The sequence below is a fragment of the Streptomyces lavendofoliae genome (assembly GCF_014649735.1).
Classification (GTDB): Bacteria; Actinomycetota; Actinomycetes; order Streptomycetales; family Streptomycetaceae; genus Streptomyces; species Streptomyces lavendofoliae.
Window position 1 is genome coordinate 273687 of sequence record NZ_BMTP01000006.1, and the last position, 16938, is coordinate 290624.

Below are 16938 nucleotides of genomic sequence, written 5' to 3' on the forward strand. Positions count from 1 at the left end.
GGTACCGGCGCCCGGCCCCGTACCGGCCGGCGCGGGTCAGGGGTGCATGACGACCTTCACCGCGCCGTCCTGCTTCTGCTGGAACATCTTGTACGCGTGCGGCGCGTCGGTCAGCGGGACGTGGTGAGTGGCGAAGCCGTCCACGCCGAGCGGGTCGTCGTCGGTGAGGAGCGGCAGGATGTCGTCGACCCAGCGCCGGACGTTGGCCTGGCCCATGCGCAGCTGGACCTGCTTGTCGAAGAGCGTCAGCATCGGCAGCGGGTCGGCCGCCCCGCCGTAGACCCCGCTCAGTGAGATGGTGCCGCCGCGGCGCACCAGGTCGATCGCCAGGTAGAGGGCGGCCAGCCGGTCGGCGCCCATCTTCTGGTGCAGCCGCGCCGCCCACGCCTTGGGCAGGAGGCCCGCCGCGTTCTGCTGGGTGCGGGCGACCGGGCTGCCGTGGGCCTCGGTGCCGACCGCGTCGATGACGGCGTCGGGGCCGCGGCCCGCGGTGCGTTCCCTGATGGCGTCGACGAGTTCGCCCTGTTTGTCGAACGCGTTCAGGTCGAACACCTCGACGCCGCGCTCGCGGGCGCGCTGGAGGCGTTCGGGTACCAGGTCGACGCCGATCACCTGCGCGGCGCCCCGGTGGAGGGCGATGCGGCAGCTCATGTCGCCGATGGGGCCGAGGCCCAGGACGGCGACCGAGCCGCCCGGCGGGACGGCCGCGTACTCGACGGCCTGCCAGGCGGTGGGCAGGACGTCCGAGAGGTACAGGAAGCGGTCGTCCGCCGGGCCCTCGGGGACCTTGATGGGGCCGAACTGGGCCTGCGGGACGCGCAGGTACTCGGCCTGGCCGCCGGGTACGGCGCCGTAGAGCCTGGTGTAGCCGAAGAGCGCGGCGCCCATGCCCTCCTCGGTGACCTGGGTGGTCTCGCACTGGGTCGGCAGGCCGGAGGTGCACATCCAGCAGTGCCCGCAGGCGATCTGGAAGGGAACGACCACGCGGTCGCCCGGCTTGAGGTGCGGAACACCGGCGCCGACCTCCTCGACGATGCCCATCGGCTCGTGCCCCAGGATGTCACCGGGGGTCATGAAGGGGGTGAGGACCTCGTAGAGGTGCAGGTCCGAGCCGCACAGACCGCTGGAGGTGACCTTGATGACCGCGTCGGTCGGCTCCTCGATCCTCGGGTCGGGCACCGTCTCCACCCGTACGTCGCGCTTTCCCTGCCATGTCACGGCCCTCATCGTGCGCTTCCCTTCGCCGGTCTCCTGCGGGGGCGCGGCCCGGGTACCCGTGCCGCGCGCCGGTGAATCCGATTCGGCCAGAGTGCGGGGCAATGCGGGGGAACCCCTTCCGTAAAGGTTTAGACCAATGATAGTGATTGCTCACCGACACGGCACGCTCGACTACTGTGAGCGAAGGAAATTGAGGGTTGAACATGGCTGAGCCCCAGACCTCCGCGGGACTTCCGCTCTACCTCCGCGTCGCCGCCGCGCTGCGCGATGACCTCACCCAGCGGCGCATCGCCCCCGGCGCCCGGCTGCCGTCCGAGCGCTCGCTGGTGCACCGCTTCCGGGTGAACCGGCACACCGTGCGCAACGCGCTGCAACTGCTGCGCGACGAGCGGCTCGTGGTGACCGAGCGGCGCGGCACCTTCGCGGCGGCGACCGCGCCGGACACCTCCGGTCCGGTCCTCGCGCCGAGCCGGCTGCACTTCCCCTACGTCACCGGCGCTCCCGACGTGTCCGCCGTGACCGGCCTCGCCTGGGAGCCCACGCCGACTGGCCTCGCCGAACAGCTGGGCCTGCCGCCCGGCGAGCCGTCGCTGGTGCACCGCCACCAGGTGCCGGGCGCCGGCGAGACGCCCGTGCAGGAGGCGCTGTCCCGGTTCTCCCGGCACGCGCTCGCCGAGGTGCCCGAACTCGCCCGCTACCGGCGGCCCGAGTCCTGGCCGGCGCGGCCCGACCTGCGACTGCTGTACCACTGGATGCACCGCGCGGGGCTGCGGCTCACCCGCCGCGAGTCGATCGGCGTCGGCCCCGGCCCGATCGCCACCACGTGCCTCACGGTGCACCGGGTGGTGAGCGACCAGCACGGCCACGTGCTGGAGGTGACGGACATCCGGTTCTCGCCCGAGTCCGCCTCCTGGACCTACGAGTTCATGAGCTAGGGCGTCGGCGTCAGACGATGCCCTCGGAGAGCTCCGCCTGCTCACGGGCGGTCCCGTACGAGGCCGGGGTGCCGTAGGAGCGGCGGGCGACGTACCACCAGGCGGTCGCCAGGACGAGCACCACCGCGAGGGCGATGACCGCGTAGTTCATCGTGTCCATCGTCACCGGGGACTTCTGCGGCAGACAGAACAGGACGGTCACCACCGCCACCCACACGACCGCCGTCCAGCCGACCGGCCGGCTCCAGCGGCCCAGCGACCAGGGCCCCGGCCGGAACCGGTTGCCGGCCCGCAGGCGCAGGTAGATCGGGATCGCGTACGCGGGGGTGATCCCGATGACGTTGATGGCGGTGACCGCGCCATAGGCGGTGGCCGAGTACAGCGACGGCACGGCGAGCACGGCGGCGACGGCGACCGACAGCCACACCGCGGGGACCGGGGTCTGGGTCCGGCCGCTCACCCTGCGCCAGAGTGCCGAGCCGGGCAGCGCGTTGTCCCGGCTGAAGGCGAACACCATGCGGCTGGCGGCGGCCACTTCGGCGTTGCCGCAGAACAACTGCGCCACGATCACCACCAGGAGCAGCGCGGTGGCCCCTCCGGAGCCGAGCGCGTCCAGCATGATCTGCGCGGGCGGTACGCCGGTGGCGCTGTTCTGCGTGCCGGCGTAGTCCTGGATGGCGAAGGTCAGCCCGGCGAGGAGGGCGAACCCGGCGAGCCAGGACACCCAGATGGCCCGCACGATGCCCTTGGCCGCGGACACGGAGGCGTTGGACGTCTCCTCGGAGAGGTGGGCGGAGGCGTCGTACCCGGAGAAGGTGTACTGGGCGAGCAGCAGGCCGATCGCCGCCACATAGAGGGGGTTCGACCAGCCGGTGTCGTTGACGAACTCGGTGAAGACGAACGAGGCGGACCGGTGCTGGTCGGGGACGATCGCCAGGGCCCCGACGATGACCGCGACACCGGTCAGGTGCCACCACACGCTGATGGAGTTGAGCACGCTGACCAGGCGGACGCCGAAGAGGTTCAGCACGGCGTGCAGCAGCAGGATGCACAGGAAGATGACGAAGGTGGAGCCGGGCGTGGGCTCAAAGCCGAAGCGCAGGTTGAGGAAGGCCCCCGTGAACAGGGCGGCGCCGTAGTCGATGCCGGCGATCGCGCCGAGCAGACCGAGCAGATTGAGCCAACCCGTGTACCAGCCCCAGCGGCGCCCGCCGAGCCGGTCGGCCATGTAGTAAAGGGCGCCGGAGGTCGGGTACGCGCTGGTCACCTCGGCGAGCGCCAGGCCGACGCACAACACGAACAGGCCGACGCCGGCCCACCCCCACATCATCACGGCGGGGCCACCGGTGCCGAGGCCGAAGCCGTAGAGGGTCATGCAGCCGGACAGCACGGAGATGACGGAGAAGCTGATGGCGAAGTTGCCGAAGCCCCCCATGCGGCGGGCCAGGACCGGCTGGTAGCCGAGTTCCCTCAGCCGCTCCTCCTCGTCCGTGACCGGGGCCGGCTGCTCCGGGCCGGCCCATAGGGTGCGGGACATGGCGCTACCTCCGAGTGGTGGGTGGGGTGTGGTGGTCAGCTGGGGGCGTGCAGGCAGCGGGCGCGGGCGCGGGTGAACAGCTCCTCGGCCAGGGCCTGGTCGCCCGGGTCGCGGGTGCGGTACGCCCACGGCTGCGGCGTGTAGTACGGGCCCAGCGCCTCGAAGACGCGGGCGGCGTCGTCGAACCGGAGGGCTCCCCACAGCGCGTGCGCCAGGTGGTTGAGGTCGAGGAGCGACTCACCGGCAGGGTCGGCGTGGTCGAACCAGGCGCGCAGGGCCCGGTCGGCGTCACGCGTCGCGTCCTCGGCGACCCAGTGCAGGTCAAGGGCCCGCTCCTGCCCCCGGTCGCGGCGGTACCGCTCGACCCGGGTGTACAGCGGCAGCACGTGCAGCGCCGACCCGGGCGGTGCCGAGGCGGCCGCCCACTGGACGAAGTTGACGGCCTGCGACAAGGACGCGCCGCCCGCGCGGCCGGCGTACAGGAACTGGAGCATCCGGTGGTACGCCTCACGGTTGTGCGGGTCGCGCTTGTCCGCCTCGGCGAGCAGGCCCCACGGCCCGGGCGGCAGCATGGGCCCGGGCGGCCGCACCCGGTGCTCGTCCATGGTCCGGTCGTCGTCCAGCACCGCGAGGGCCAGGAGGCACACCCAGGGCACCGGGTCCGCGGGGGCCACGCGGGCGGCGTCGCGGCACGCCTCCCAGGCGAGCCGCCACAGCTCACCGGTGCGCGGGTGCCCCTCGCGGTGGGCACGCAGGGAGCGCTCCACGACGACCCTGGCGTGCATGACCGTCGCCGCGATGCTGTGGGGCTGTTCGACGCGCCAGGCCTGGACGACGTCGGAGCCGGCGGCCACCGCGGCCAGCACCTGGGTGCGCCGGGTCCATGACGAGCGGTCGGCGGTCCGGGCGGTGTCGGCCAGGAGCTGGGCCATGGACAGCCACCGCCCGGTACGCAGGTCCTGGAGGACACCGCGCAGGGCGCTGTCGTGGCCCGCCGGGTGGTACACCGGCCGGAAATCCTGGCCGGGCATCACCCCGTCCCCGTCGGTGGGCAGGCCGGTATCGGTGAGACGGTGGTCATGGGTCCTCTGGGCACACGGTGGGGGGTGCGGCCGGCGCGCCACGGAGAGCGGTCACACACTCCACGACTACCGGCCGTTGATCGGCGATCACTATAGGCCCAGGTGGACGATCGTGGTCGCCTTTCGAGCGAGAAGGGCAACCAGGCGCTCGGAAGCGGACATTGATGATCCGTCAGTAACCTTCGGTGCCGGTTCCGCCTCCCTCCGTGTCCACCCGGTCACGGACGGGTCTTGACGTGGGGAGCCGGTCTGGACCACGCTTCCGATCGGTGATCTTCACCGTTCCGCGACGGGCCGGACCGGCCGCAACCGGCCGGGTCGGCGCCCCCTCGCGGACACGGAACCGGAACGAACGGACACGAACGGACGGGAGTGGGCGATGACGGGCCCCGTACTGGCCGTCGACCAGGGCACGTCGGGCACCAAAGCCCTGGTGATCTGCCCGGAACGCGGCGTCATCGGCTCCGCCCGCTCCCCGGTGCGGCCGCGTCACCTGCCGGACGGCCGGGTGGAGGTCGACCCGGAGGAGCTGCTCGGTTCGGTCGTCGACGCCGGGCGGCGCGCGGTGGCCGCCGCCGGGGAGCCGATCGCCGCCGTGGGCCTGTCCAACCAGGGCGAGACGGTCCTGGCCTGGGACCCAGCGACCGGCACGCCGCTGACCGACGCGGTCGTCTGGCAGGACAGACGCGCCGCGGGGATCTGCTCCGAACTCGCCCCGCACGCCGACCGGTTGCGGGAGCTGACCGGACTGCCGCTCGATCCGTACTTCGCCGCCCCGAAGATGGCCTGGATCCGTCGCCACCTGACCCGCGAAGGTGTGGTGACGACCAGCGACGCCTGGCTGGTGCACCGGCTCACCGGGGAGTTCGTCACGGACGCGGCGACGGCCGGGCGCACCCAGCTGCTCGACCTGGACCGGGTGGCCTGGTCGCCGGAGGCGCTGGAGACGTACGGGCTGTCCGGCGAGCGGCTGCCGCGCGTCGTGGACGCGGCGGGCCCCGTGGGCGGCACACGCGCGTTCGGCCCCGACGTACCGCTGACCGGGTTGCTGGTCGACCAGCAGGCCGCGCTGCTGGCCCAGGGCGCCGTCGAGCCAGGCGCCGCCAAGTGCACCTACGGTACGGGGGCGTTCCTGCTCGCGCAGACCGGCGACCGGCCCCGGCGCGGCGGCTCGGGGCTGGTCAGCTGCGTGGCCTGGCGGCTCGCCGGGCGCGCCTCGTACTGCCTGGACGGGCAGGTGTACACCGCCGCCTCCGCCGTGCGCTGGCTCACCGACCTCGGCGTGATCGGTGGGGCCGCCGACCTCGACCGGGTGGGGGCCACCGTCCCGGACGCGGGCGGCGTCACCTTCGTACCGGCGCTGGCCGGTCTCGCCGCCCCCTGGTGGCGCGGGGACGCCCGGGGGTCGGTGACCGGCCTCGGGCTCGACACGACGGCCGGGCACCTGGTCCGGGCGCTGTGCGAGGGCATCGCCGCCCAGGTGGTGGAACTGGCCGCCGCGGCCGGGGCCGACCTGGGCGCCCCGCTCACGTCCCTGCGCGTCGACGGCGGCCTGACCCGCTCGGCGCTCCTGATGCAGACGCAGGCGGACCTCCTGCGACTGCCCGTGGAGGTGGCCGAGTCACCGGACGCCACCGCGCTCGGCGCGGGCGCCCTCGCCCGACTGGGCCTCGACCCGCGCCTGCCGCTCCGGGAGGCGGTGCCCCGGTGGCGGCCGTCCGCCGTGTACGAGCCGCGCCTCGGCGCCGACAGGGCCGCCGAGCGGATGGCGGCCTTCCGCGCCGCGGTGGACGCGCTGCCGGAGCGCGCGCCGTGACCGGCGGCCCGCTGCCGGCCGAGCCGTACGACGTGGTCGTCGTCGGCGCCGGGGTCGTCGGCTCGGCCATCGCCAGGGAGCTGGCCCGCTACCCGCTGCGCACGGCCCTGGTGGACGCCGCGGACGACGTCGGCGAAGGCACCTCGAAGGCCAACACCGCGATCCTGCACACCGGTTTCGACGCCGTCCCCGGTTCGCTGGAGGCCCGGCTGGTGCGGGAGGGGCAGCGGCTCCTCACCCGGTACGCCGCCGAGGCCGGCATCCCGGTGGAACCGCTGGGCGCGCTGCTCGTCGCCTGGGACGAGGAGCAGCTCGCCGCGCTGCCGGGGCTGGCGCGCAAGGCACGGGAGAACGGCTACCGGGACGCCCGGCCGATCGGCGCCGCTGAACTGCGCGCCCGGGAACCGCACCTGGGGCCGGGCGCGCTCGGCGCGCTGGACGTGCCCGGCGAGGGCGTCATCTGCCCGTGGACCACCGTGCTCGCCTACGCCACGCAGGCCGTCCGCGCGGGCGTGGACCTGCTGCTGGGCTGCGAAGTGCGCGACGTCCGGCCGGGGCACGAACTGGTGACGACGCGGGGCGTGCTGCGCGCCCGGTACCTGGTCAACGCGGCGGGGCTGTACGCGGACGAGCTGGACCGGCTGCTCGGACACCGCGACTTCAACGTGCGGCCCCGGCGCGGCCAGCTGATCGTGTTCGACGCGTTCGCCCGGGACCTGGTCCGGCACATCCTGCTGCCGGTGCCGACCGCCCTGGGCAAGGGGGTGCTGGTCTCCCCCACCGTCCACGGCAAGGTCCTGCTCGGCCCCACCGCCGAGGACGTCGACGACAGGACGGCGACCGGGTCGACGGCCGAGGGCCTGGCGTTCCTGCGGGAGAAGGGCCGGCGGATCGTGCCCGCGCTGCTGGACGAGGAGGTCACGGCCGTCTACGCCGGACTGCGGGCGGCCACCGAGGAGGACGACTACCGAATCGCCTGCCACCCCGGACAGCGGTACGTCACCGTCGGCGGCATCCGCTCGACGGGACTGACCGCCTCCATGGCGATCGCCGCCCACGTGGTGGACCTGCTGGCCGGCGCCGGGCTGGAACCGGGCCCCGCGCGCGAACTGCCCGCCGTGCGGATGCCCAACCTGGGCGAGGCGTTCCCCCGTCCGTACGCCGACGCGCGGGCCATCGCCGCCGATCCGGCGTACGGCGAGATCGTGTGCTTCTGCGAGCGGGTGACGCGCGGGGAGATCCGCGACGCGCTCGCCTCGGCGGTCCCGCCCGCCTCACCGGCCGGGCTGCGGCGCCGGACCCGGGCCGGCGCCGGGCGCTGCCAGGGGTACTACTGCGGCGCGGCGGTCCGGGCGCTGTTCGAGGAGGCGCGGTGACCCCGGTGCGTACGGTCGACGTGCTCGTCGTGGGGGCGGGGCCCGCCGGGCTCGGCGCCGCCGCCCGGCTGGCCGCCCTGGGCGCGGGCACCGTGGAGGTGCTGGAGCGGGAGCGGGACCTCGGGGCCGTGAGGCGATGGGCGGTCGCGGCGCGGCGGGCCGGGGCGGTGCTCCGTACCGGTGTCACCGTCACGGGCTGGGCGGGCCCGCTGACGCTCGACACGACGAGCCCGGCCGGCCGGGAGCGGGTCGCGGCGCGGGCGGTGGTTCTGGCGACGGGCGCCCGGGAACGCCCGCGCGCGGCCCGGCTGGTGCCGGGGACGCGCCCGGCGGGGGTGCTGACCGGGGGCGAGCTCCGGCGGGCGGTGCGCCGCCACCGCCAGGACGTGGGCACGCGCGCGGTGGTCGTGGGGACCGAGCCGGACGCCGCCCGGCGGGCGGTGCGGACGCTGCGCCGGGCGGGCGTGGAGGTGGCGGCGCTGGTCACCCGGGAGCGGTGGCGGGCGCCCGGCGCGCTCACCGGGCGGCTGCCGGTGCTGGACGGCACGGCGGTCACCGGGCTGCTGGGGCGGGGTCGGTTGTCGGGCGTGCGGGTGCGGCGCGGGGACGGGCGCGAGGCGACGCTGGCGTGCGACACCGTGGTGTTCACCGGTGAGTGGGTCCCGGAGCACGAACTGGCGCGGTCGGGCGGGGTGGCCCTGGCTCCGGGGACGCGCGGTCCGGCGGTGGACGGCGCGTTCCGCACGTCGGTGGCGGGCGTGTTCGCGGTGGGTGCCCTGCTGCACGGCGGTGCATCGACCGTGGGGGCGGTCGTGCGGGGACGGGCGGTGGCGGCGCCGGTGCTGGCGTACCTGTCGGGCCGCGCGCCCTGGCCGGGGGCCGGTGTGCCGGTGGTGGCGGACGCGCCGCTGCGGTGGGTGGTGCCGAACCGGCTCGGGGCCGGAGGCGGGCGGTTCCTGGTGCGGGCGGCCCGGCCGCTGGTGCGGCCCGTGGTGGTGGTGAGCCAGGACGGCGTGCTGCTGCTGCGGCGCCGCGTGTGGCGCGCGCTCGTGCCGTCCCGTTCGCTGCCGCTGCCCGCCGGGTGGGCGGCGCGGGTCGATCCGGGCGGTGGGCCGGTGCGCGTCAGGGTGTGGTGAGGCCGGCGGCCGTGGCGGCGCGGCCGAGGACGTCCGTGAGCATCGCGGGGGTGAGCCGGCCGGTGAAGGTGTTGCGCTGGCTGACGTGGTAGCAGCCGAAGAGTTCCAGGTCCGCTCCCCCGTCGGTGGCGGCCAGGGTGGTGTGCGCCCCGTGGGCGAACACCGGCCGGGGCCTGGGCACCGTCCAGCCGCCCGCCGCCAGGGCCGGCAGGGTGGCCTGCCAGCCGAAGGCACCGAGGACGACGACGGCACGCAGGGTGGGGCGCAGCAGCCGCAGTTCGCCGGCGAGCCAGGGGCGGCACGTGTCGCGTTCGGCGGGCGTGGGCTTGTTGGCGGGCGGGGCGCAGTGGACCGGGGCGGTGACGCGCACCCCGTACAGGCGCAGGCCGTCGTGGACGTCGGTGGCGTCCGGCCGGCTGGTGAGCCCGACCTGGTGCAGCCCGGCGTACAAGACGTCGCCGGAGCGGTCGCCGGTGAACATGCGGCCGGTGCGGTTGCCGCCGTGGGCGGCGGGGGCGAGGCCGATGACCAGGAGCCGGGCGTCGTCGGGGCCGAAGCCGGGGACGGGCCTGGCCCAGTAGTCCCACCCGGTGTACGCCCGGCGCCCCTCGCGGGCCACCTGCTCCCGCCAGGCGACCAGCCGGGGGCACGCGCGGCAGTGCGTGACGCGCTCGTCCAGCACGGGCACCGACGGGGCCCCGGCGGCCGCCCGCCCGGGGTGGCCGGGGTCGTCGGTCCGGCCGGCGCCGGACCCCTCGGACACGGACATGTGACCTCCCGCTCCCTCGCTCGGGGTGATCGTTCCCCGTACCGACGCTAACGCGGGGGGCGTCGGGCAGACTCCCGGCATGACCGTGAAGCGAAGCGCCGGCCTGTTGTTGTTCCGCACCTCGGGCGGGGAGCTGGAGGTGCTCGTCGCCCATATGGGCGGCCCGCTGTGGGCGTCCCGGGACGCGGGGGCGTGGTCGGTCCCCAAGGGCGAGTACGGGCCGGACGAGACGCCCGAGGCGGCGGCGCGGCGCGAGTTCGTGGAGGAGCTCGGTCTGCCGGTGCCGGACGGCGAGCTCGTGCCGCTCGGTGAGACGCGCCAGGCCGGCGGCAAGATCGTCACCGTGTGGGCGGTGGAGGCGGATCTGGACCCGGCGGCGGTGGTGCCCGGCACGTTCAGCATGGAGTGGCCGCGCGGATCGGGGCGGACGCGGGAGTTCCCCGAGGTCGACCGGGTGGCGTGGATGGTCCCGGCGGAGGCGGCGCCCCGGCTCGTCGCGGGGCAGCGGGTGTTCCTGGAGCGGCTGTCGGAGTACGTACGGGGACGCGACGAGGGCTGATTGTCAGTGGCGTGCGCCAGAGTGTACGGCGGGGACCCCACCAACCGGTCGACAGGGAGCGAGAGATGACCACCACCACCCTGACCATGAGTGAGCGCGCCGCCGTCCAGGCGTACATACGGCTGCTGGAGGCGACACAGGCGGTGCTCACCGACCCGGAGCTCGCTCCGATGGCGGGCGTGTACCTGTCGTCGCCGATGGCGGAGGCGGACGAGGCGCTGCGCCGGGCCGGACTGACGGGCAATGAGGCCCGGCTGCTGCGGATGGTGTCCGCCCTGCGCTCACCGGGCGGCGCCGCCACCTCGCAGCCGTAGCCGTACGGGCAGGGTGCGCACGCTGTTGCCCACGAAGCTCGGGACGCGCGGCAGCCGTTCCTCGGGCACGGCGAGGTCGAGGTCCGGAAAGCGGGTGAAGAGCCTCTCCAGGGCGATGGTGGCCTCCAGCCTGGCGAGCGGGGCGCCCAGGCAGTAGTGCGGCCCGTGGCCGAGCGAGAGGTGCCGGGTGCCGGTGCCGCGTGCGGCGCGTGTGACGTCGAACCTCTCGGCGTCGGGTCCGTGGGCGGCCCGGTCGCGGCCCGCGGCCGAGTAACCGGCCAGTACGGGGGTGCCCGCGGGGATCGGGGTGCCGTCGAGGGTGAGGTCGCGGGTGGGATAGCGGAAGGGGAAGTGGCTCACGGGGCTGTCCCAGCGCAGCGTCTCCTCAACGACGTCGCCCCAGCCGGCGCCTCCGCCGAGGACCAGCCGGAGCTGGTCGCGGTGGCCGCACAGGGCGCGGACCGCGTTGGTGATGAGGTTCAGCGTGGTCTCGTGACCGGCGACGACCATGAGGAGCAGGGTGCCGATGAGTTCCGCCTCCCCGAGCCGGTCGCCGTCCGCCTCGCGAGCGGCGATCAGGGCGCTGGTCAGGTCGTCGCCGGGACCGGCCCGCCGGGCCGCCACGACGGCGCCGAGCGTTTCGGCCATCTCCCGGTCAGCGGCCATGGCCTCCTCGGGGCCGATGTCGGTGGAGACGAGCCGGCTGGACAGCCGGTGCAGCCGGTCGTGGTGTTCGGCGGGCACGCCGAGCAGTTCGCAGATGGTGCCCAGGGGCAGCGGCAGGGCGAAGTGGCGGCGCAGGTCGGCGACGCCGTCACCGGTCCTCGCGGTCTCCTCCAGATCGTCGAGGAGCCGGGCGGTCAGGGCTTCGACACGGGGGCGCAGTTCCGCCACCCGCCCGGCGGTGAGGGCCTGGCCGGCGAGGGAGCGCAGCCGCCGGTGGCCGGCGCCGTCGGCGGTGGTCATGCCCTGGACGGTGGCGAAGGTGCGCAAGGGCCAGCCGTCGGGTATCAGCCCGTCCCTGAGGGCGGCGAAGTGCTCGGCGCCCTTGGCCACGTGGGGGTGGGTGAGGAACCGCTTCAACGCCTCGTGGCCGAGCACGGCCATGCCGGGTATGCCGCCGGGGAGGACGACGGGTGCGACGGCGCCCTCGGCGAGGAGCCGCGCGTTCGCCGCGTGCGGGCAGCCACCGGCGGGGTCCATGCGGTGCGGTCGGTCGGCGTTCATGAGCGGTCTCCTGTCCGTCTGCGAGGGCGGGCCGCGCGGGTCGTCAGCCCTCCACCCAGCCGTGCGAGCGGGCCAGTTCGGCGACCCGGGTACGCACCCGTTTGAGCTGGGCGGTGGTCAGCGTGCCGTCGGCGTCGATGAGGACCTCGGTCAGCTCGGCCTGGAACTCGGCGGTGGACAGCACGTCGAGCGTGTCGTCGTCGGGGTCGTCGTGGTCCCTGGGCGCCAGGGCGGTGTCGGGCACCGGGCGGCGGGCGGGCTGGTGGACGAGACGGATCTCCGAGGCCTTGGGCCCCTTGTCGCCCATCTCCAGGTAGAACTCCACCTCGCGGCCCGCCTGGTACAGGTACTTGTCGTCCACCAGGTCGTTCGCGTGCATGAAGACGTCCTCGCCCCCTTCCCGGGGGACGATGAAGCCGTAACCGCGGACCTCGTCGAACCGCAGGATCTTGCCCATCATCAGCACAGCCGTACCTCCACGCCGACACCACTGCTCATCCACCCGGACGCGTCCCCCTGGGGCCCGCTCGGCTCGGCGGTGAATCTACAGCCGTTCGCCCTCCCCCCGCAGCGTCCCGGCGGGGGCCGTGCGGTGCACCCGGGCGTACCAGAGCAGCATCAGCGGCGGCAGGAGCAGTTCCACCCCGATGAAGGCCGTGTGCAGGGGGTGCGGCGCGCCGACGTCGAGGTACGACACGCCACGGGCGACACCGCCGAGGAACACGGCGCCGAACGCCATTCGGAAGGCGGTGGCGTGCTCGGCCGGGCGCCGGGCGACGGCCAGCAGGACGACGCCGAGCGCGCACCAGATCCCCGCGAAGAAACGGTAGTTGCTGTCCACGGTAGTGCTGACCCGCGGGGTGCCGGGCAGCAGGGAGGGTCCGACGACGATCTCCAGCAGGCCGGTGACCAGCACGAACAACGCGAGCAGGACGAGTACCCCTCGCAGGACGCGACGTGACGACATGTCCACCCCTCACTTCCCACCGTGTCACCGTCCGCCGGGTGACCGGCCTTCATCGTGCCGCAGCGCTCGTGGGGCGGGACGGGAGGGGATGTCACTCCTCCGTGTCGCCGCGCCGTGTCGCGCGGCGGGCGGCATGGTGGGGAGGGGAGGGAGCGACCCGAACCCTCGCTGGTGGCACACCGAGCACACCGAGCCTTAAGGGGATAGACATGCCGATGATGCGCCGGGCGCGCGTGTCCGACCACCGCACCCTCGCCGACTGCGCGCACAGGTGGTGCGGCGGATCGCCCTCGTCCGCGGCGACCCGCGGACCGTCGTCGCCGCTGCCCAGGCTGTACCTGCAGTTCTTCGCGGGTACGAGCCTGGTCGCGGAGGACAGCACGGGGGTCAAGGCGTTCCTGGTCGGTTTCCATTCGGCCGACGACGACGAGGACAGCTTCGTCCATTTCGTGGGGGTCGACCCGGCGCTGCGGGGGCGGGGCCTGGGGCGCGGGCTGTACACCGCCTTCTTCGAGCGGGCCGCCGAGGCCGGGCGGCGGGAGGTGCGGGCGGTGGTGGAGCCGGGGAACGACGGGGCGGTCGCGTTCCACCGGGCGCTGGGGTTCAGCGTGGTGGGCGGCGACCACGAGGTGGACGGGGTTCCCGTGCACCGTGACTACGACGGCCCGGGCCAGGACCGGGTCTGCTTCCGCCGGAGGATCGGGCCCGAGGGGGCATGAGCGCCGCGCGGGGGGGCGGGCCCGGGAGGCCCGGCGGCATCGGAGGCGGGTGTCCGCGGGACGAGCGACGGTCGCCGAGCGGGACGGCGGGCCCGCCCGCGTCCGCGTCCGCGTGGCCGATCTCCGCGACGGCGCGCCCTCCGTGTCATACGATCACGCCCGGCGGCCGCGTCACCGGCGTCACCCCCGGCGCCGTCCGAAGGCCGCCCACGCGCCCATGGAGGTCAACCGTGACGAGGACTGCCGGCGGCAAGCGACGCGCCCACCGCACCCGTACCGTCTTCACCGCCGGCGCCGCGGCGGCCGGACTGCTGTTCACCGCCACCGGGTGCGGCAACGGCGACGAGGGGCCCGGCGAGGCGGCGGGCGGGGTGCCCGTGGTGGAGAAGGGCAAGCTCACGACGTGCACCCATCTGCCGTACCCGCCCTTCCAGTTCGAGCAGGACGGCAAGATCGTCGGCTTCGACGTGGCGCTGGTCGACCTGGTGGCGAAGAATCTCGACGTCGAACAGGAGATCCTCGACACCCCGTTCGAGAACTTCAAGACCGGTGCGTTCCTCAACTCCGGCGAGTGCGACCTGGCGGCCGCCGGAATGACGATCACCGAGGACCGCAAGAAGAACGTCGACTTCTCCGTCCCCTACTTCGACGCCACACAGGCCCTGCTCGCCACCAAGAAGAGCGGTGTGACCACCCTCGCCGAGGTCAAGGCGAAGAAGCTGAAGCTCGGGGCCCAGGCCGAGACGACCGGCGAGAGCTACGCCACCAGCCAGGGGTTCGACCCGGTGGCGTTCGAGAGCTCCGACGCCGTGCTGAACGGTCTGCGCACCGGCCAGGTCGACGCCGTCGTCATCGACTACCCGGTCGTGCGGGGCTGGCTCAAGGACAAGGCCAACGCCGACGCCTTCGCCCTCGGGCAGAACATCGAGACCGGTGAGCAGTACGGCTTCTCGGTGAAGAAGGGCAACGACAAGCTGCGCGCCGCGATCGACAAGGCGATCACCGACGCCAAGGCCGACGGCACGTACAACAAGATCTACGAGCAGTGGATCGGCCCCCTGCCCAAGGCCCGCTCGTGACCTCACGGCTGACGAGGCGCCAGCGGAGGCGGATTTCGCAGGGCGCCCAGTACGCGGTCTTCGTCGCCGTCATCGTCGTGATCGCCGTCCTGGCCGACTGGGACCGGCTGCAGAACCAGTTCGCGCAGGCCGACCTCGCCGAGCGGCTGTTCCCCGACATCATCACCACCGCGCTGCGCAACACGGTGGTGTACACCCTCTCCGGGTTCGCCTTCGGGCTGGTCCTCGGGCTGCTCATCGCCCTGATGCGGCTGTCGTCGGTGGCGCCCTACCGGTGGGCCGCGAGCGTCTACATCGAGATCTTCCGCGGCCTGCCCGCCCTGCTGATCTTCATCTTCGTCGGGGTCGCCGTACCGCTGGCGTTCCCCGGTACGGAGATCCCGGGCGGCACGTACGGCAAGGTCGCCCTCGGCCTCGGGCTGGTGGCCGCGGCCTACATGGCGGAGACGATCCGGGCCGGCATCCAGGCCGTGCCGAAGGGCCAGATGGAGGCCGCCCGGTCGCTGGGCTTCTCGCACGCCCGCGCCATGGTGTCGGTGATCCTCCCGCAGGCGTACCGCATCATCATCCCGCCGCTCACCAACGAGCTGGTGCTGCTGTTCAAGGACTCCTCGCTGGTGCTGTTCCTGGGGGTGACGCTGGACGAGCGCGAACTGACCAAGTTCGGCCGCGACCTGGCGAGCCAGACCGCGAATTCCACGCCGATCCTCGTCGCCGGCCTGTGCTACCTGCTGGTGACCATTCCGCTGAGCTTCGTGGTGCGACGCCTCGAGGCCCGTGCCGCCAGGGCCAAGTGAGGACGCCGATGCCGACACCGAACGAGATCGAGATCCGCGGCCTGCACAAGTCCTTCGGCGACAACGAGGTGCTGCGCGGCATCGACCTGGAGGTCGCCACCGGCGAGGTGGTGTGCGTCATCGGGCCGTCCGGCTCGGGCAAGTCGACGTTGCTGCGCTGTGTGAACCTGCTGGAGGAGCCGACCCGGGGCCAGGTGTTCGTGGGCGGTACGGAGGTCACGGACCTGGACGTCGACATCGACGCCGTGCGCCGCCGGATCGGCATGGTCTTCCAGCAGTTCAACCTCTTCCCGCACGTGACGGTGACCGAGAACCTCACGCTGCCACAGCGGCGGGTGCTCGGGCGCGCCAAGGGGCACGCGGCGAGGGTCGCCCGGGACAACCTGGAGCGGGTGGGGCTGGCGGACAAGGCGGACGCGTACCCGGCCCAGCTGTCGGGCGGGCAGCAGCAGCGGGTGGCGATCGCGCGGGCGCTGGCGATGGGCCCGGAGGTGATGCTGTTCGACGAGCCGACGTCGGCGCTCGACCCCGAGCTGGTCGGTGACGTGCTGGCCGTCATGCGGATGCTGGCGGCCGAGGGCATGACGATGATGGTCGTCACGCACGAGATGAGCTTCGCCCGGGAGGTCGCCGACCGGGTGGTGTTCATGGACGAGGGCCGGATCGTCGAGGAGGGCCCGGCCGCGCAGGTCGTCGGCGAGCCGCGGCACGCCCGCACCCGGCACTTCCTGACCCGCATCCTCGACCCGGCCGCCGCCGAACCACCCGGCCCGGACGCGCCCTAGGCGGTGCGCCGGATCCTGGCGAGCAGGATCAGCGACGCCACGGCGGCGAAGGCGCACCAGGTGGAGACGAACTCGGTGCGCCACAGCAGCACGCACAGCGCCGCCCCGGCCGCGATCACCGCGCCGAGCAGCCGCAGGGCCCGGTCGGCCGCCAGGAGCAGCGCGCCGACCGTGGCCAGCAGGTAGCCGCCGATGAGCAGGGGCGCGTACGGCAGGTCGAGCACGTAGCCGATGGTGCGGCCCCGGATGTGGGCCGTCACCGGCCCGTCGGCGAGGCGGTACGCGAGCGCCGCCGCCGTGGCGAGCCCGGCGGCCACCGGAACGGCGAGGCGGGCGCGCCGTCCGGGCGGGGTGACGAGCAGGACGCCGAACGGCACCCACACGGGCAGCAGCGGCAGCGCGATGACGGCCCAGGCCAGGGTCGCCGGGCCGCTGCCGCCGCCGGCCTCCCAGACCGCGGCCTCCACGACCTGATGGGCGCCCAGCAGCAACGGCAGCGCGGCGAGGGGCAGTTCGCGCGGGTTCCGGGCGCGTACCACGCAGACGGCGCCGACCGTGGCGATGACGGTGCCGGCCGCGAGATCGGCCGTCGCGTTCCAGCACATGCGGGTAGCGTAAGGGG

At 74.2% G+C, this 16938-nt stretch carries 18 protein-coding genes; 10 read left to right on the plus strand and 8 right to left on the minus strand.

All coding sequences use genetic code 11. The features are described 5' to 3' along the window. Positions 1–36 precede the first annotated feature (36 nt). Positions 37–1227: a zinc-dependent alcohol dehydrogenase gene (locus tag IE109_RS14085; RefSeq protein WP_189551174.1), complete on the minus strand. Its 1191-nt coding sequence runs from the start codon at positions 1225–1227 to the stop codon at positions 37–39. A 194-nt stretch (positions 1228–1421) separates the two neighbouring features. Between IE109_RS14085 and IE109_RS14090 the strand changes: the two genes are divergently transcribed. Next, a complete protein-coding gene (locus IE109_RS14090) occupies positions 1422–2153 on the plus strand; it encodes a GntR family transcriptional regulator (protein WP_189551175.1) in 732 nt (243 codons plus the stop codon). 10 nt (positions 2154–2163) lie between these two features. On the opposite strand, the gene IE109_RS14095 is transcribed toward IE109_RS14090, so the two are convergent. Together IE109_RS14095 and IE109_RS14100 are read right to left on the minus strand one after the other, a co-directional pair. After that, positions 2164–3690 (minus strand): amino acid permease, encoded by a 1527-nt coding sequence (locus IE109_RS14095; protein ID WP_189551176.1) that lies wholly within the window; start codon positions 3688–3690, stop codon positions 2164–2166. Between the two features lie 35 nt (positions 3691–3725). After that, positions 3726–4721: a hypothetical protein gene (locus IE109_RS14100; RefSeq protein ID WP_189551177.1), complete on the minus strand. Its 996-nt coding sequence runs from the start codon at positions 4719–4721 to the stop codon at positions 3726–3728. Between the two features lie 430 nt (positions 4722–5151). On the opposite strand from IE109_RS14100, the gene IE109_RS14105 reads away from it, so the two are divergent. The 3 genes from IE109_RS14105 to IE109_RS14115 are packed head-to-tail and all read left to right on the plus strand — an operon-like array spanning position 5152 to position 9100. Further along, entirely contained in the window at positions 5152–6588 is a 1437-nt protein-coding gene (locus tag IE109_RS14105) for an FGGY family carbohydrate kinase (RefSeq protein ID WP_189551178.1), read from the plus strand. Further along, a complete protein-coding gene (locus tag IE109_RS14110) occupies positions 6585–7964 on the plus strand; it encodes an FAD-dependent oxidoreductase (RefSeq protein ID WP_189551179.1) in 1380 nt (459 codons plus the stop codon). Before IE109_RS14105 ends, IE109_RS14110 begins: the two co-directional genes overlap by 4 nt. Further along, the gene (locus IE109_RS14115) at positions 7961–9100 is read left to right on the plus strand and encodes an FAD-dependent oxidoreductase (RefSeq protein ID WP_229891005.1); all 1140 of its coding nucleotides are present in this window, start codon (positions 7961–7963) and stop codon (positions 9098–9100) included. The genes IE109_RS14110 and IE109_RS14115 overlap by 4 nt, the downstream gene beginning before the upstream one ends. On the opposite strand, the gene IE109_RS14120 is transcribed toward IE109_RS14115, so the two are convergent. Next, positions 9087–9869, minus strand: coding sequence for a uracil-DNA glycosylase (locus IE109_RS14120; protein WP_189551180.1), 783 nt, complete (start codon positions 9867–9869; stop codon positions 9087–9089). The genes IE109_RS14115 and IE109_RS14120 overlap by 14 nt on opposite strands. 79 nt (positions 9870–9948) lie before the next feature. On the opposite strand from IE109_RS14120, the gene IE109_RS14125 reads away from it, so the two are divergent. Then, entirely contained in the window at positions 9949–10428 is a 480-nt protein-coding gene (locus tag IE109_RS14125; protein ID WP_189551181.1) for an NUDIX hydrolase, read from the plus strand. A gap of 65 nt (positions 10429–10493) precedes the next feature. Further along, positions 10494–10742 (plus strand): hypothetical protein, encoded by a 249-nt coding sequence (locus IE109_RS14130; RefSeq protein ID WP_189551182.1) that lies wholly within the window; start codon positions 10494–10496, stop codon positions 10740–10742. On the opposite strand, the gene IE109_RS14135 is transcribed toward IE109_RS14130, so the two are convergent. From IE109_RS14135 to IE109_RS14145, 3 genes are all read right to left on the minus strand, one after another. Beyond that, complete coding sequence (locus tag IE109_RS14135) at positions 10710–11945, minus strand: cytochrome P450 family protein (protein WP_189551310.1); 1236 nt, start codon at positions 11943–11945, stop codon at positions 10710–10712. The two genes, IE109_RS14130 and IE109_RS14135, sit on opposite strands and share 33 nt — an antisense overlap. 67 nt (positions 11946–12012) lie before the next feature. Then, positions 12013–12435 (minus strand): cold shock domain-containing protein, encoded by a 423-nt coding sequence (locus IE109_RS14140; RefSeq protein ID WP_189551183.1) that lies wholly within the window; start codon positions 12433–12435, stop codon positions 12013–12015. A 78-nt stretch (positions 12436–12513) separates the two neighbouring features. Beyond that, on the minus strand, positions 12514–12936 hold the full coding sequence (locus tag IE109_RS14145; RefSeq protein ID WP_189551184.1) for a DUF4345 domain-containing protein: 423 nt from the start codon (positions 12934–12936) through the stop codon (positions 12514–12516). Positions 12937–13145: 209 nt separating this feature from the next. Between IE109_RS14145 and IE109_RS14150 the strand changes: the two genes are divergently transcribed. From IE109_RS14150 to IE109_RS14165, 4 genes are all read left to right on the plus strand, one after another. Beyond that, positions 13146–13655 (plus strand): GNAT family N-acetyltransferase, encoded by a 510-nt coding sequence (locus IE109_RS14150; RefSeq protein WP_189551185.1) that lies wholly within the window; start codon positions 13146–13148, stop codon positions 13653–13655. A 230-nt stretch (positions 13656–13885) separates the two neighbouring features. Beyond that, on the plus strand, positions 13886–14734 hold the full coding sequence (locus tag IE109_RS14155; RefSeq protein WP_189551186.1) for an ABC transporter substrate-binding protein: 849 nt from the start codon (positions 13886–13888) through the stop codon (positions 14732–14734). Next, entirely contained in the window at positions 14731–15531 is an 801-nt protein-coding gene (locus IE109_RS14160; RefSeq protein WP_229891010.1) for an amino acid ABC transporter permease, read from the plus strand. Before IE109_RS14155 ends, IE109_RS14160 begins: the two co-directional genes overlap by 4 nt. A gap of 8 nt (positions 15532–15539) precedes the next feature. Beyond that, positions 15540–16316, plus strand: coding sequence for an amino acid ABC transporter ATP-binding protein (locus IE109_RS14165; RefSeq protein ID WP_189551188.1), 777 nt, complete (start codon positions 15540–15542; stop codon positions 16314–16316). Here IE109_RS14165 and IE109_RS14170 read toward each other — a convergent pair. Further along, positions 16313–16921, minus strand: coding sequence for a DUF6629 family protein (locus IE109_RS14170; RefSeq protein ID WP_189551189.1), 609 nt, complete (start codon positions 16919–16921; stop codon positions 16313–16315). The two genes, IE109_RS14165 and IE109_RS14170, sit on opposite strands and share 4 nt — an antisense overlap. Positions 16922–16938: the final 17 nt, after the last annotated feature.

Bases quoted from the DNA above. Each gene is read 5' to 3' on its own strand.
- IE109_RS14085 (WP_189551174.1), bottom strand. From the start codon at position 1,227: ATGAGGGCCGTGACATGGCAGGGAAAGCGCGACGTACGGGTGGAGACG.
- IE109_RS14090 (WP_189551175.1), top strand. From the start codon at position 1,422: ATGGCTGAGCCCCAGACCTCCGCGGGACTTCCGCTCTACCTCCGCGTC.
- IE109_RS14095 (WP_189551176.1), bottom strand. From the start codon at position 3,690: ATGTCCCGCACCCTATGGGCCGGCCCGGAGCAGCCGGCCCCGGTCACG.
- IE109_RS14100 (WP_189551177.1), bottom strand. From the start codon at position 4,721: ATGCCCGGCCAGGATTTCCGGCCGGTGTACCACCCGGCGGGCCACGAC.
- IE109_RS14105 (WP_189551178.1), top strand. From the start codon at position 5,152: ATGACGGGCCCCGTACTGGCCGTCGACCAGGGCACGTCGGGCACCAAA.
- IE109_RS14120 (WP_189551180.1), bottom strand. From the start codon at position 9,869: ATGTCCGTGTCCGAGGGGTCCGGCGCCGGCCGGACCGACGACCCCGGC.
- IE109_RS14125 (WP_189551181.1), top strand. From the start codon at position 9,949: ATGACCGTGAAGCGAAGCGCCGGCCTGTTGTTGTTCCGCACCTCGGGC.
- IE109_RS14130 (WP_189551182.1), top strand. From the start codon at position 10,494: ATGACCACCACCACCCTGACCATGAGTGAGCGCGCCGCCGTCCAGGCG.
- IE109_RS14135 (WP_189551310.1), bottom strand. From the start codon at position 11,945: ATGGACCCCGCCGGTGGCTGCCCGCACGCGGCGAACGCGCGGCTCCTC.
- IE109_RS14145 (WP_189551184.1), bottom strand. From the start codon at position 12,936: ATGTCGTCACGTCGCGTCCTGCGAGGGGTACTCGTCCTGCTCGCGTTG.
- IE109_RS14150 (WP_189551185.1), top strand. From the start codon at position 13,146: ATGCCGATGATGCGCCGGGCGCGCGTGTCCGACCACCGCACCCTCGCC.
- IE109_RS14165 (WP_189551188.1), top strand. From the start codon at position 15,540: ATGCCGACACCGAACGAGATCGAGATCCGCGGCCTGCACAAGTCCTTC.
- IE109_RS14170 (WP_189551189.1), bottom strand. From the start codon at position 16,921: ATGTGCTGGAACGCGACGGCCGATCTCGCGGCCGGCACCGTCATCGCC.